Origin of the sequence: Frankia sp. R43 (genome assembly GCF_001306465.1) — a bacterium.
Classification (GTDB): Bacteria; Actinomycetota; Actinomycetes; order Frankiales; family Frankiaceae; genus Parafrankia; species Parafrankia irregularis.
This window is the reverse complement of the sequence record NZ_LFCW01000001.1, coordinates 1969050-1982052: the sequence shown is the minus strand read 5'-3', so window position 1 is coordinate 1982052 and position 13003 is coordinate 1969050. Positions and strand designations below refer to the sequence as shown.

The 13003-nt window shown below is 71.5% G+C and carries 11 protein-coding genes; 4 read left to right on the top strand and 7 right to left on the bottom strand.

Annotated features, from left to right (window positions below):
* Position 1 precedes the first annotated feature (1 nt).
* Positions 2–1318: a glycosyltransferase family 4 protein gene (locus ACG83_RS07605; protein ID WP_054565286.1), complete on the top strand. Its 1317-nt coding sequence runs from the start codon at positions 2–4 to the stop codon at positions 1316–1318.
* Between the two features lie 28 nt (positions 1319–1346).
* Here the strand turns inward: ACG83_RS07605 and ACG83_RS07600 are convergent, their stop codons facing one another.
* The 6 genes from ACG83_RS07600 to ACG83_RS07575 all read right to left on the bottom strand — a co-directional run bounded on the left by ACG83_RS07600 (position 1347) and on the right by ACG83_RS07575 (position 8453).
* Positions 1347–3338: a lipopolysaccharide biosynthesis protein gene (locus ACG83_RS07600; RefSeq protein ID WP_054565285.1), complete on the bottom strand. Its 1992-nt coding sequence runs from the start codon at positions 3336–3338 to the stop codon at positions 1347–1349.
* Complete coding sequence (locus ACG83_RS47565; RefSeq protein WP_054565284.1) at positions 3331–3972, bottom strand: acyltransferase; 642 nt, start codon at positions 3970–3972, stop codon at positions 3331–3333. The genes ACG83_RS07600 and ACG83_RS47565 overlap by 8 nt, the downstream gene beginning before the upstream one ends.
* Positions 3962–5101: a DegT/DnrJ/EryC1/StrS aminotransferase family protein gene (locus ACG83_RS07590; RefSeq protein WP_054565283.1), complete on the bottom strand. Its 1140-nt coding sequence runs from the start codon at positions 5099–5101 to the stop codon at positions 3962–3964. The genes ACG83_RS47565 and ACG83_RS07590 overlap by 11 nt, the downstream gene beginning before the upstream one ends.
* 72 nt (positions 5102–5173) lie before the next feature.
* Positions 5174–6388: a DegT/DnrJ/EryC1/StrS aminotransferase family protein gene (locus tag ACG83_RS07585; RefSeq protein ID WP_054565512.1), complete on the bottom strand. Its 1215-nt coding sequence runs from the start codon at positions 6386–6388 to the stop codon at positions 5174–5176.
* Positions 6385–7407, bottom strand: a complete 1023-nt coding sequence (locus ACG83_RS07580) for an NAD-dependent epimerase/dehydratase family protein (protein ID WP_054565282.1) — start codon at positions 7405–7407, stop codon at positions 6385–6387. The genes ACG83_RS07585 and ACG83_RS07580 overlap by 4 nt, the downstream gene beginning before the upstream one ends.
* Positions 7404–8453, bottom strand: a complete 1050-nt coding sequence (locus ACG83_RS07575; protein WP_054565281.1) for a Gfo/Idh/MocA family protein — start codon at positions 8451–8453, stop codon at positions 7404–7406. Before ACG83_RS07575 ends, ACG83_RS07580 begins: the two co-directional genes overlap by 4 nt.
* A 504-nt stretch (positions 8454–8957) precedes the next feature.
* On the opposite strand from ACG83_RS07575, the gene ACG83_RS07570 reads away from it, so the two are divergent.
* From ACG83_RS07570 to ACG83_RS07560, 3 genes are all read left to right on the top strand, one after another.
* Positions 8958–10352: an MFS transporter gene (locus tag ACG83_RS07570; RefSeq protein ID WP_200931276.1), complete on the top strand. Its 1395-nt coding sequence runs from the start codon at positions 8958–8960 to the stop codon at positions 10350–10352.
* A gap of 15 nt (positions 10353–10367) precedes the next feature.
* On the top strand, positions 10368–11546 hold the full coding sequence (locus ACG83_RS07565; protein WP_054565280.1) for a hypothetical protein: 1179 nt from the start codon (positions 10368–10370) through the stop codon (positions 11544–11546).
* A 197-nt stretch (positions 11547–11743) separates the two neighbouring features.
* Complete coding sequence (locus ACG83_RS07560; protein WP_235497721.1) at positions 11744–12289, top strand: YdcF family protein; 546 nt, start codon at positions 11744–11746, stop codon at positions 12287–12289.
* 38 nt (positions 12290–12327) lie between these two features.
* Here ACG83_RS07560 and ACG83_RS07555 read toward each other — a convergent pair whose 3' ends face one another.
* Positions 12328–13002: a YdcF family protein gene (locus ACG83_RS07555; protein WP_083473046.1), complete on the bottom strand. Its 675-nt coding sequence runs from the start codon at positions 13000–13002 to the stop codon at positions 12328–12330.
* Position 13003 lies beyond the last annotated feature (1 nt).

The following is a 13003-nucleotide window of genomic DNA, read 5'->3' as shown; positions in this document are numbered from 1 at the left end:
TGTGAAGATCCTGGTCTACCCTCACCACCTGGAGATCGGCGGAAGTCAGACCAACGCCATCGACCTGGCCACCCAGCTGCGTGACGCCCATGGCCACGAGGTGGTCTTCTTCGGAACTCCTGGGCCGGCGGCGGCACTGCTGCACGAACGGAAGATCCGCCTGCTGCCGGCCCCCGCGGCCTTCGGGGCCCCATCGGCCCGGATGATCGCGGCGCTGGCCCGGGTGGTCCGGGAGCAGCGGCCCGACGTCGTCCACGCGTGGGACTGGCCGCAGTGCGTCAACGCGCTGCTGGCGCTGGGTTCGATGGGGGCGCTGGGGCCGCTGGGGGTGCCCTTCGCCGGCAGCGACATGAACAACCTCTCGGTGTCCGCGCACCTGCCGAAGTCGGTGCCGATGACGTTCGGGACCGAGGAGACGGTCGACGTGGCCCGCTCCCTGGGGCACCGCCGGCTGCTGCTGCTGGAGCCACCGGTGGACACCGGCCGGGACGACCCGGACGCGGTGGACGGCACCGTCGTCCGCAAGGAGCACGGTGTCGGAGCCGACGAACTGCTCGTCGTCGCCGTTTCCCGGCTGGTCGGCTGGCTGAAGCTGGAAGGGCTGATCCGGGGCATCGAGGCCGTCGGCGAGCTGGCGGCCCGGTACCCGGTGCGCTTCCTCGTCGTTGGCTCGGGCACCGCCGAGGATGACCTGCGGCGCCGTGCGGCCGTCGTGAACGAGGCGGCGGGCCGTGAGGTCGTCACCGTGCCGGGCCCGATGCTCGATCCGCGTGGTGCCTACGCCGCCGCCGACATCGTGCTCGGCATGGGCGGCTCCGCGCTGCGAGGCCTGGCCTTCGGCAAGCCGGTCCTGCTCACGGGGGAGCGCGGATTCTCCACCGTGGTCAGCGAGGACACCGTGACTCCGCTGTTCTGGCGGGGCTACTACGGCGTCGGCGACGGCACCCCGTCCGACCTCGCCGGGCAGCTGGAGACCCTGCTGGTCGACGCCGAGCTGCGCGCGCGCCTCGGCGGCTGGGCCCGCGATCTCGTCCTGCGTCGCTACTCGCTGGAGGTCGGCGGGCGCAATCTGGACGGATTCCTGCGCGAGGCGGTGAGCCGGCCCCCGGCCCGGCTGGACATCCTGCGGGATCTGGCCGCGATCGCGCCGCGGGCCACCGCCAGCCGGGTGATACCGCCCTCGGTACGCAGCCGGCTCCGTGGCGGCCCCGCGCCGTCGAACTGGGCGGACGTGGCGGTGGCCCGGGGCACCCAGGACCGCTCCACCCCGGCTGGCTCCACCCCGGCTGGCGGCGCCTCGGCCGGCGGCCCGCGCTAAGCGGAGCACCGGCCGGTCCGCGGACGGCTCACCAGGACTTGTGGGAGTCGCCCGCGGCGGAGCCGCCGGAGGCCTGCCGGATCATCCCGCGCATCGGGGCGACGATGGCCAGGTAGGCCAAGGCCCCCGCGGTCCCGCCGATCAGGACCTGCAGCGCCGGTACCGTCGTCACCAGCGGGCCGAGCTGGGCGACGACCGCGAAGGCGATGCCCCCGAGCACCGGTCTGACCAGGAGCCCGGCGACCTTCGACAGGCGGAAGCCGAGCCCGCGCAGCGCCAGGGCGAAAACCGGCACCACGATCACCACGGCGACCCCGAGGTGCCCGATGGCGACCCCGCGCACGCCGTCCAGATGGGCACCGACCGACAGCGCGGGTACCAGGGCGACCAGCCAGATCACCTGGAGCCGCACCATCGTCCGGGCCTTGCCGACGGCGACCAGCAGGTCGTCGGTGATCTCGACGGCGACCCGGATGATGGACAGCAGTGCCAGCAGGCGCAGTGCTTCCGCGGCCGGCAGCCACTTCTCGCCGTAGACGGCCTCGATGGCCGCCTTTCCCAGCACGACGAGGAGGACGCACACCGGAACGGTGGCGGCGACCAGCAGCGCCAGCGACCTGGCATAGACGTACCGCAGCCGCGAGGGCTCGGCGACGAGCTGGGAGAACCCGACCAGGCTGACCCGCCGGACGGCGAACGAGAACATGTTGACCGGCCAGCTCGAGAGGTTGAAGGCCTGCGAGTAGAAGCCGAGCGCCACCGGGCCCAGGATCCGGGCGGTGATCGTGAAGTCGACGTTCAGCATGCAGACGGTCAGGATGGCCGAGCCGCTCAGCGGTACGCCGTCGGCCGCCAGCCGCCTGGCCATGTCACGGCGGAAGCCCGGGAGCGGCCGGCGTGGCGCGAGCGCGAAGATCATGGCGGCGCCGAGCAGGTTGCCGCTCAGCCGCCCGATCACCAGCGCCCAGACGCCCATCCCGCTCGCGACGAGCCCGATGGACAGCCCGGCCCAGGCGAGCAGGTTCGCGGTGTCGGCGATGGTGCGCCGCCCCTGGGAGTACGAGCGGGTCAGCAGGGCGGTCGGCACCGCCGCGGTGGCGTCGATGAGGATCGTCAGCGCGAGGGCGCGCAGCACCCAGGACGCGTCGGGAATGTTCGCCAGCTTGGCGACCAGGGGCGCGCTCACGAAGAAGACCGTGTAGAGGCCGGTACTGAAAGCCATGATCAGGGTGACGCCGGTGCGCTCGACCTCGCGGATGTCACCTTCCCAGCGGATCAGGGCGGTGGTCATCCCGGCGTCGTTGAGGCTCATCAGCAGCTGCATCGAGGTCAGCGCGATCGTGAAGATGCCGAACTGCTCGGGTACCAGCATCCGGGCCAGCGCGATCCCGATGATCAGCACGCCGGCCCGGGAGATGACGTTGTTGAGGAAGCTCCAGCCCAGGCCCTTGCGGACCTTGCTGCTCAGCTCGTCGTCCGGGGTCTCGGCGGCCCGGCGCCGGTTGACGACGGGGCCGAGATCCGCCGGCCGCAGGGCGAGTGCGCCCGTGCTCGACCGCTGGTGGGAAGCGAAATTATTGATCATCATCGTTGGTTCGGCGTCCTGCCGGACCAACGCGTCCCTCCCGCGCCCATGCGCCGCGGGTTCCCCGGGACCCACCGGCAGCAGTGCGTCCGGGCCGGTGCTCGGCCCGGACGTCGCTGGCTGGCGGATCACCAGGACGGTGCGTTCGATGTCCTCTTCCGGTGGCTCCCGGTCGGCAGGCAGCGCCGGTCGGGTCACCAGGACGGTGCGTTCGATGTCCTCCTGCGGTGGCTCCCGGTTGGGAGGGAGTCCCGGTCGGGTCACCAGGACGGTGCGTTCGATGTCCTCCTCCGCCGGATCCCGGCCCGCCGCGGTGTCGAGCTGGGCCGGATCCCAGGCGAGGGTGACTGTTCTTTCCTGATCTTCCGCGGAAGGCCGACGGCCGCGGGGTGACGGCGGACCCGACGTGCTGTTCTCGTCGGACGGATCAGGCATGATCCGTGACGACGCCGCCGCTGGCGGAGTCCATGCGGTGGCGGGTGCCGCAGGAGCAGGCCAGGTCGTCGCCCAGGCGCTCGCCGCAGGCACACATCCAGCCGATGTGCCGGGCCGGGTTGCCGACGACCATGGCACCCGGAGGGACGTCCCGGATCACCACGGTGCCGGCGCCGACGAAGGCGTTCTCGCCGATGGTGACGCCGCAGACGATGGTGGCGTTCGCCCCGATCGTGGCCCCGGATCGGATGACGGTGGGGAGCAGGTCGTCGCTGGTCTTCTTGACGGCGGCACGCGGGTTGTAGTCGTTGGTGAAGACCGCGTTCGGGCCGAGGAAGACGTCGTTCTCGACGGTCAGGCCGTTGAACAGCGCCACGTTGTTCTTGACCGTCACCCGGTCCCCGAGGCGCACCTCGGACTCGACGAACGCGTGGTCGCAGATGTTGCAGTCGGCGCCGATCACCGCTCCCGGCAGGACGTGCGCGAACGCCCACACCCGGGTGCCGGGCCCGACCTGGTCGCTCTCGCACAGCGCCGCCGGGTGGACGAACGGTGCCCGCACCCCGCCGGCGGTGGTTGCCGCGCCGTCAACCACACCGTCAACCGCGCCGTGAACCGCCACGTCAGCTGTCATTGTCGACCAACGCCTTCATCAGGGTTTCCACGACGCGCTGCTGCTGGGCGTCAGTGATCTCAGGATAGATCGGCAGGGAGAGGATCTGCCCCGCAAGCAGATCCGTGACCGGGCACGGCCGGGGAGCATGGTCGGCGAAGGGCACGGTGCGGTGGATCGGCTGCGGGTAGTGGACGCCGGCGCCGATCCCGGCGGCCTGCAGCCGGCCCAGTACGCGGTCGCGTTCCGGCACCCGGATGACGTACAGGTGCCAGACGTGCACGTTTCCCGGCGCGACCTGCGGCCGGCCGAGGTCGATGCCGAGGGACTTCTCCGCGTCCGAGAGCAGCAGGTCGTAGCGGGCCGCCGCGGTGCGGCGTGCCTCGTTCGCCGCCGCGAGCCGGCGGAGCTTGGCCCGCAGGACCACGGCCTGCAGGGTGTCCAGGCGCGAGTTGAAGCCCAGGTGGGTGTGCTCGTACTTGGTCAGGCTGCCGTGGCAGGAGATCGCCCGCATGGTCGTGGCGAGGTCGGCGTCGTCGGTGAGAGCCGCGCCGGCGTCACCGTAGGCACCGAGGTTCTTGCCCGGGTAGAAGCTGGTCGCGGCCGGCCCGGCGGAGCCGATGCCGGCGCCGTTGCGGGTCGCGCCCTGGGCCTGGGCCGCGTCCTCGACGATCGCGATCTCCCGCCCGCCGATGACCTCCTGGACCTGCTCCAGCGCGGCCAGCTGCCCGAACAGGTGGACGGGGATCACGGCGCGGGTACGGGCGGTGATGGCTTCGGCGACCCGGGCCGGGTCCACCAGCTGGTAGGTCTCGTCGGCGTCGACCAGGACCGGCCGGGCACCGGCGCGCGAGACCGCCTCAGCGGTGGCGATGAAGGAGTTCGCGGGCAGGATCACCTCGTCGTCGGGCCGCGTGCCGACGCCGAGGGCGCGCAGCGCGAGCTCGATCGCGTCGGTGCCGTTGCCGACCCCTACACAGTGCTGGCGACCGCTGAAGGCGGCGAACTCCCGCTCGAACTCGGTGACCGGGGCGCCGCCGATGAAGGAGGTGGTGGCGAGCACCTGGGCGAAGCCCGCCGCGACCTCGTCCGCGACCGCGTGGTGCGCGGCCGCGAGGTCCACGAAGGGAATTCTGTCGACCGTGGTCATCTGGCTGCCGTCCTTCCAACCGTCCGGGTCGTCCGGGCGGTCATGGCCGCCCGGCCGGTTGCCGCAGTCGCTTCAGTCATCGCCCTGGCCGTTGCTCGGGCTGGCGGCGGAGCCGTGTGCCGCCGCGCGCAGGGACGCCACCACCCTCGCCACGTCGTCCTGGGTCATCTCGTGGAAGAGCGGCAGGATGACCGTCCGGTCGGTGAGCCGCTCCGTCACGGGAAGGTCGACCTCACCCTGCTGGGCGTAGGCCGGCTCCCGGTGCGCGGCCATGATGCCCCGCCGGGCCGAGATTCCGTCCCGCAGCAGATGCTCGAGCAGCCCGTTGCGGGTGCCGGGGAAGCCGTCGGCCAGCTCGACCCAGAAGGACTGGTAGTTGGCCGTCCCGTAGGCCGGGTCCGCGCACACCCGAAGGCCGGGCACGTCGGCGAGGGCCTGCTGGTAGTCGGCGGCCAGCTCGCGGCGCCGTGCGATCAGCTCGTCCAGGCGGCGCAGCTGCACGAGCCCGATCGCGGCCTGGACGTCGGTCATCCGGTAGTTGTAGCCGGTCTCGGCGTAGTCCTCGATCACGATGCGGCTGCTGCTGTGCCGGTCCGCGGCGCTCACGGTCATGCCGTGCTCGCGCAGCCGCCGTGCCCGTGCCGCCCATTCCGGACGGTCGGTGACCAGCGCGCCGCCCTCCCCGGTCGTGAGCAGCTTGCGGGGGTGGAAGGAGTAGGCGGCGAGCGCTGCGTCGCCGCCGACGGGCCGGCCCCGGTATGTCGAGCCGATCGCACACGCCGAGTCCTGCACGAGCTCGAGACCACGGCGCAGGCACAGGTCGCGGATCGGTTCGACGTCCAGGGGCATGCCGCCCTGGTCGACGGCGATCACCGCGCGGGTCGCGGGGGTCAGCGCCGCCTCGACCGTCGCCGCCGTGACGTTCTGCGTGACGGGATCCACGTCGGCGAAGACCGGACGGGCTCCCACGTAGCGGACCGCGTTGGCCGTGGCGATGAACGACAGCGACGGCACGACGACGTCGTCGCCGGGCCCGACACCCGTGAGCACCATCGCCAGGTGAAGGGCGGTGGTGCAGCTGGAGACGACGACGGCCTCGGCGGCGCCGAGACGCGCCGCCAGCGCCCGCTCGAACTCCGCGACGCGCGGGCCCTGGGCCACCCAGCCCGACCGGACCGCGGCCGCGGCGGCCTCGGCCTCCTCCTCACCCAGCCACGGCCGCATGACCGGGAGCATGGCGGGCGCCGCGGGCGCGGCGGCGGTCGCTGCCGCCGAATCCGGGCTCATCGGGCGGAGCCCGCGGCGGCGGTGCTGTCTGCCGACGCTGCGGTGGCGCTGGTGGTGGTGCCGAGCCCGCGCCACCAGCTCACCAGCTCACGCAGGCCGTCCTGCAGACCGATGGAGGCGACGAAGCCGAGGTCGTCCCGGGCCCGGGAGATGTCGGCGAGGCGACGGGGCACCGGGTTGGTCTTGCGCTCCGGCCCGAACTCGGGCTCGAGGTCGCTCCTGCCCATCGCCTCGCAGAGCGCGCGCGCGAGCTCCAGCAGGCTCGTCTCCTGCCCGCTCGCGATGTTGTACACCTGGTCCGACACGTCGGAGCGGGCGGCGGCGACGTTGGCCCGGGCGATGTCGACCGCGTGGACGAAGTCCATCGTCTGGCTGCCGTCACCGAAGATCAGTGGCCGTTCACCGCGCTCGATGCGCTCCATCCAGCGGATCAGGACCTCGGTGTAGGCGCCGTGGGCGTCCATGCGCTGCCCGTAGACGTTGAAATAGCGCAGGACCACGTAGTCGAGGCCGAACATGTCGTTGAAGCTGCGCAGCAGGGACTCGTTGAACAGCTTCGCCGCCCCGTAGATGGTGCGGTTGTCGTACGGGTGGTGGTTCTCCGCGGTGGGGAACTGCTCGGCCAGCCCGTAGATGGACGCCGAGGAAGCAGCCACCACCCGGCTCACACCCGCCTCGACCGCGGCCTCCAGGACGTTGAAGGTTCCGGTGGCGAGGACGTCGTAGGCCAGCCGCGGTTCCTGGGCGCACTGGGTGATGCGAATCGCGGCCTGGTGAAAGAGGAGGTCAACCCCCGCCATGGCCTTGGCGACGGTGTCGGCGTCGCGCACATCACCTTCGATGACGGTGACCAGGCCCGATTCCAGCGCGGCGGCGATGTTCTCGTGCCGGCCGCGGGTGAAGTTGTCGAGGAGGACAATCTCGGCGGGCTCGTGCGGAATCAGCTGGTCGGTGATGTGTGACCCGATGAGACCGGCGCCGCCGGTGATGAGAACACGACGACCGGCGATCTCGGTCATGCGGGGAGACCTTTCCCTTCGGTTGGCAGCGGGACCGTCTGGCCGCCCTTTGCGGCACTTTCGGCGGCGGCTTCGAGCATTCTCAGGACCCGGAGCCCCGAGGAGCCGTCGGTTCGCGCCGGGCGCCCCTCGCGGATCGCGTCGGCGAACTCGGTGACCACACCGCGCAGCGCCTCCGTCTCGGCGAGGGCGGGGGCCACCATGTCGCCGACCCGGTAGGAGACGAGCCGGCGGGCCCGGTCATCCAGCGGGCGTTCGCTGATCTCGACGCCCTTGTCGTAGATGCTGAGCCGCTGGGACGGCTCCAGGTCATCCCACACGATCATCTTGCGGGAGCCACCGACCACGGTTTTCCGGATCTTAGTGGGGCTCAGCCAGTTGACGTGGATGTGCGCGATCCCGCCCCCTCGCAGGGGCATCGTGAGATACCCGACGCAGCTGCGGCCGGCGTTCACGGGATCCGCGCCGAGGGCCGTCACGGACAGCGGCGCGAATTCCGCCGGCAGTACGAAGTCGAGGATGGACAGGTCGTGCGGGGCGAGATCCCAGAACACGTCGACGTCCGGCTGAATGAGCCCGAGATTGATGCGCACCGAGTCGATGTACTGGATGTCGCCGATCTCGCCGCTGTGGGTGAGCTCTCTAATCCTCATGACCGACGGCGTGTAGCAGTACGTGTGGTCGCACATCAGCACGACCCCGGCGGCCTGTGCGGCCGCGACGAGTTTCGCGCCGTCCGCGGCGGTCGCCGCCAATGGCTTTTCGACCAGGACATGGCGCCCGGCGTCAATGGCGGCGAGAGTCAGCTCCGTGTGGCTGGCCGCCGGCGTCGCGATGGCGACCGCGGCGACCTCCGGATCGGACAGCACCTCGCCGAGATCCGCGGTCACCCGCACGTCGCCGAGGTGCCCGGCCACCGCCCGGGCCCGATCGGTGTCGAAGTCACAGACCCAGCGCAGACGCCATGATCCCGAGCTCGCGAAGTTGCGAACCAGATTCGGGCCCCAGTAGCCGGCGCCGATCACGGCAACCCCTAACGGTTGCACAGAAAATCTCCTTCACGTGGATTCAGGTGTCACTGAGCCTTTTCCGTCTCACGGGTGCACCGCCAGCCACGGCGCAGGTCCGAAGCCGACGGCGAAAAAGGCTCACCGCTCATGTGGGCACCACAGCATTCACGGACGGGAGTGGAAAACATGCGGTTTCGCATGGAAACTATCTAAAAAAGGGTGACCAATGGTCTGTTGTGGGCCACGGTCTCCCGTCAGGTCTCGCCGCGCCGCGCAAAATCATTTCCATGCGCGACCGGCCGGCGGCGCAGAAGGGCACCGCGCCTCGTTGCACATCCCCCCATGTGGCATCCCCCCATCCCGGGGTACTGTAGCATTCGTCCACGAAGATCGTGATGGGGACGGAATCCTGACCCGGTCAATCCGTTTCTCCCCATGGTGGCGCGGCGGCCCGGCTTGGCGCGGGTGTCCGGCGGCGTGGCAATGGGTGGCCCGGGCGCTCGTCGGAGCGAGCTGTGTACCGGGCAGGGGGGCAGCATTGTGTACACGGTTTCGCCGTCGCCGGTAGGCAAGGACGCCGACGATGCCGCCGCCGATGCCGACGAGGAGCCCGGCGGCGCCCCTGCGGTCCGCAACCCGGCTACGGATGGCGAACCCCCCGCCGCGCGGCGTGGCCGGCTGCGCGGAGTCGGCCCGACGGTCGTGCTCCTGGGGCTGACCAGCCTTCTCACCGACCTGTCCACGGAGATGGTCACCGCCGTTCTTCCGCTCTACCTTGTCGAGCGACTGGGCTTCACTCCGTTTCAGTACGGCCTCGCCAACGGTCTTTACCAGGGAGCCAGTGCGGTCAGCCGGCTGGTCAGCGGTTTCGTCTCCGACCGGTTCCACCGGCACCGCGACGTCGCCGCGACCGGCTACGCGATGTCGGCCGCCGCGAAGGTCGTCCTGGCGGCGGGCGGGGTGAGCCCGGGGACGCTGTCCGGCGCGTTGGCCGCGGACCAGATCGGCAAGGGCCTGCGCACCGCTCCCCGCGACGCGATGCTGTCGCTGTCGGCCCCCGCCTCCAGACTGGGGTTCGCCTTCGGCCTGCACCGCGCGATGGACACCGTCGGTGCGATGCTCGGGCCGTTCGTCGCGTTCGCGTTGCTCGCGGTGTCTCCGGGTTCCTATGACCTGGTGTTCGTGCTGAGCGCGTGCATCGGGCTGGTCGGCGTCGCCGTGATCGTGCTGCTCGTCCGCCCGCCGTCCGCCCACCCGGCCCGGCCGGGCAGCGCCGGACCGGGCAGCGCCGGGCCGGGTGCCGGCCGGCCGCCGTCGGCCGGTGCGACGTTCGGGCTGCTGCGGGCCCCGGGCTACCGGCGGCTGGCCTGTGTCGGAGTCGGGCTGGCGCTGTGCACGATCGGCGACGGGTTCGTCTACCTTCGGCTGGAGCAGCGGCTCGATTTCGCCATGGCCTACTTCCCGCTGCTGGCCGCCGGGGTCTACTGCGTCTACCTGGTCCTGGCGCTTCCCCTGGGACTGCTGGCCGACGCCGTGGGCCGCGGCAGGGTCTTCGTCGGTGGCTACCTCGCGCTCAGCGGTGTCTATCTTGTGCTCTGTTTCGCCCAGCCGGGGATGCTCGGGCTGATCGCGGTGCTGGTCATGATGGGCGCCTACTACGCGGCGACCGACGGTGTCCTCGCCGCGGCGGCGAGTGCACTGGTCCCCGCGGAGCTTCGCACCGGCGGGCTCGCGCTCGTCCAGACCGGGGTCGCGCTCGCCCAGCTCGCGGGCTCCGTCGCCTTCGGTGCGTTGTGGACGTGGCGTGGGCCGGACGTGGCCTTTCGCTGGGCGGTGCTGGCGGGCCTGATCGCGATCGTGCTGGCCGTCGTGGCGTTGCGTGGTGCGGGTGGGGGCCGGCGCACGGCCGGGCCTGCGAGAGTAAGAACCGGGTGAAGGAGCGAGGTCACCGTGGGTGAGAAGGCCGTGGGTGAGAAGGAGGCCGCAGGGGTGGTCGGCGCCGACCCGTCGGACGCACCGGGCCCGTCGGACCGGCCGGACGCATCGGACGTGTCTGATGCGTCCGACGGGTCTGACGCGCCGGACGCACCGTCGTCGCGGTCGCGTGGGGCCGTCGCGGCGTTCCTGATCATCCTGATCGGCTGCCTGCTGGTGGGCACCGGCTACATCGTCCATGTGCTGCGCCGGGACGCCGATCTCAAGGCGGACCGAGCGGAGGCGGTGCGCAACCCGGCCGCGGAGCTTGATCCGTCCACCCTGCGCGGTGATCCCCGCGTGATCTTCCGGTCCACCGCGCGCGACAGTACCTACGGCCTGGTGTCGATGGTTCCGCTGGACGATCCCGGCGGGGTGCCGGCCGTGACCCGGCTGTCCTGCGACCGCGTCGACGTCCGCGATGAGATCGGCCTGTGCCTGAGCTCGGACCGGGGCTTCGTCACGACCTACCAGGCGTTCCTGTTCGACGCCGACTTCCACGTGCTCCACTCCTTCCGGCTGACCGGCGTGCCCAGCCGGGCCCGGCTGTCGGCGGACGCGCGACTGGCCGCGGTCACCGTGTTCGAGACCGGCCACTCGTACGCGGGCCCCGCCTTCTCCACCGCCACAACGCTGTACGACGTGGTGAACCGCAAGGAACTGGGCAACCTCGAGCAGTTCGCGATCTACCGGGATGACAGGCGCATCAACCCGGTGGACCAGAACTTCTGGGGAGTGACCTTCGCCGCGGACGACGACACGTTCTACGCCACGCTGTCCACGGAGGGGACGACCTACCTGGTGCGGGGGTCGTTGCGGGCCCGCGAGGTGCACACCCTGACCACCAACGTGGAGTGCCCCTCCCTGTCGCCCGATGGCACCCGGGTGGCCTTCAAGGAACGGGTCGCCGGTGACGGGCCGGTCCGCTGGGTCGCGACCGTGCTGGATCTGCGGACGATGCTCCGGACGCACCTGAGCGACACCCGGTCGGTGGACGACCAGATCGCCTGGTACGACAACGAGACCATCGCCTATGGCCTTCCGCGGGACGGTGCCGACGCCGCGATCACCGACACCTGGGTCGAGCCGGCCGACGGCTCCGGCAAGCCCCGCATCCTGGTGGCCAAGGCGTGGTCCCCGGCCTTCCGCGGCTGACGGCGCGGCCGAGCGCTGACGGCGCGGGCGGCGGCGTGGCTTGGGCCGACGGTGGCGCGGGCAGCGGCGCCGCTGGCGTCGTCCCGGATCGTGGGGGTTCGGCAGCGGCGCGTGGCAACAGTCGGCGGACGTGAAAGAGAGCACTCCGCGCCCTGGCTCGGGCGCCCCGGGTGGCGTCTAACGTCACGGTGGTGATCGTGGACGCACAGCAGCAGCGAAGATCGCGGCGGCGGCTGGCGATTCGCTACGGGGTTCTCGGTGTCGCGCTCCTGTTCGTCCTGACGACGGTGCGGATGATCGTGTTCCCGAAGATCGACGACCCCCGCCCGGTGGACGCGATCTTCATGCTCGGGGGCCCCGGGAAGCGCCTGGACAAGACGATCGAACTCGCGCGTTCGGGAATCGCTCCGGTTGTCGTCATCTCCCTGCCGGGTACCAATCGGTGCCCGGACACGGCTCGGATCGGGCGCGAGCTGGAGATCATCTGCTTCTGGCCCGACCCCAGGACGACCCAGGGTGAGGCCCAGGAAGCCGGCCGGCTGGCGCGGGAGCGCGGCTGGAACTCGATCCTGTTCGTCACCGACCGTTCCCAGGACAGCCGGGCCCGGCTGCGCATCGGCCGCTGCTACGACGGCGAGGTGCTCGTGGACGTCGTCGAGACCCCGCTGCGTGACTGGCCGTACCTGTTCGCCTACCAGGTGGCGGCGACTGTCAAGGCCGTCGTCTGGCAGCGCGACTGCTGAGGGCATCCGGCAGCGCGGGCGGGCCGGCGCGCCCGGCGTCAGCAGTCGCGCTGCAGAACCAGCGCCTTGACCATCGCGGCCCACTCGTAGGCGATCATGTACGGCCACATCAGGCGGGGCGGCGGCACCGGGCTCATGAGGATCTGCCCGGGATAGCAGCGCTCGAGCCGCAGCCGTGCCCGGGTCACCTGGGTCGTCGAGGTGACCACGATGATCGACCGCCAGCCGTACCGGGCGGCCGCGTCGGCCGTCCAGCGGGATTCGCCCTGGGTGGTGAGCGGATCCGGCGCGAAGCAGATGACCTCGACGTTCGGGATCGGCGGCGGGCAGGGGTCCTCCGCGGTGGGCACCGAGACGGCGAGGGTGGGCGCGTACCCGGCCCGGGCCAGGCTGACCGCGTGCTCGAACCGGCCAGGGCTGCCGGCGAACATGACGATGGCATCGACCGAGGCTGGATCGTCGCGACGGGGGAGGACGAACAGCCGGACCGTCGAGCCGAGGAACAGCAGACTGACGACCCCGAGCGTGACGATCGTGGCGGCGCGACGCCGCCCGCGAGCCCGGCCCGGAGCGGAGCGGCCCGGGGCGGACTGGTCCGAGGCGGACCGGCCGGGAGCAACCGCGCCCTCGGCGGCCTGGCCCTGGGGCGGAACCTGCGGGCCGGGCGGAACCTGCGGGCCGGGCGGTGCCGACGGGGAGGGCGGTACCGACATC

Excerpts from the sequence above, each read along its gene's own strand:
- ACG83_RS07600 (WP_054565285.1), bottom strand. The coding sequence starts at position 3,338 with ATGCCTGATCCGTCCGACGAGAACAGCACGTCGGGTCCGCCGTCACCC.
- ACG83_RS47565 (WP_054565284.1), bottom strand. The coding sequence starts at position 3,972 with ATGACAGCTGACGTGGCGGTTCACGGCGCGGTTGACGGTGTGGTTGAC.
- ACG83_RS07590 (WP_054565283.1), bottom strand. The coding sequence starts at position 5,101 with ATGACCACGGTCGACAGAATTCCCTTCGTGGACCTCGCGGCCGCGCAC.
- ACG83_RS07585 (WP_054565512.1), bottom strand. The coding sequence starts at position 6,388 with ATGAGCCCGGATTCGGCGGCAGCGACCGCCGCCGCGCCCGCGGCGCCC.
- ACG83_RS07580 (WP_054565282.1), bottom strand. The coding sequence starts at position 7,407 with ATGACCGAGATCGCCGGTCGTCGTGTTCTCATCACCGGCGGCGCCGGT.
- ACG83_RS07555 (WP_083473046.1), bottom strand. The coding sequence starts at position 13,002 with ATGTCGGTACCGCCCTCCCCGTCGGCACCGCCCGGCCCGCAGGTTCCG.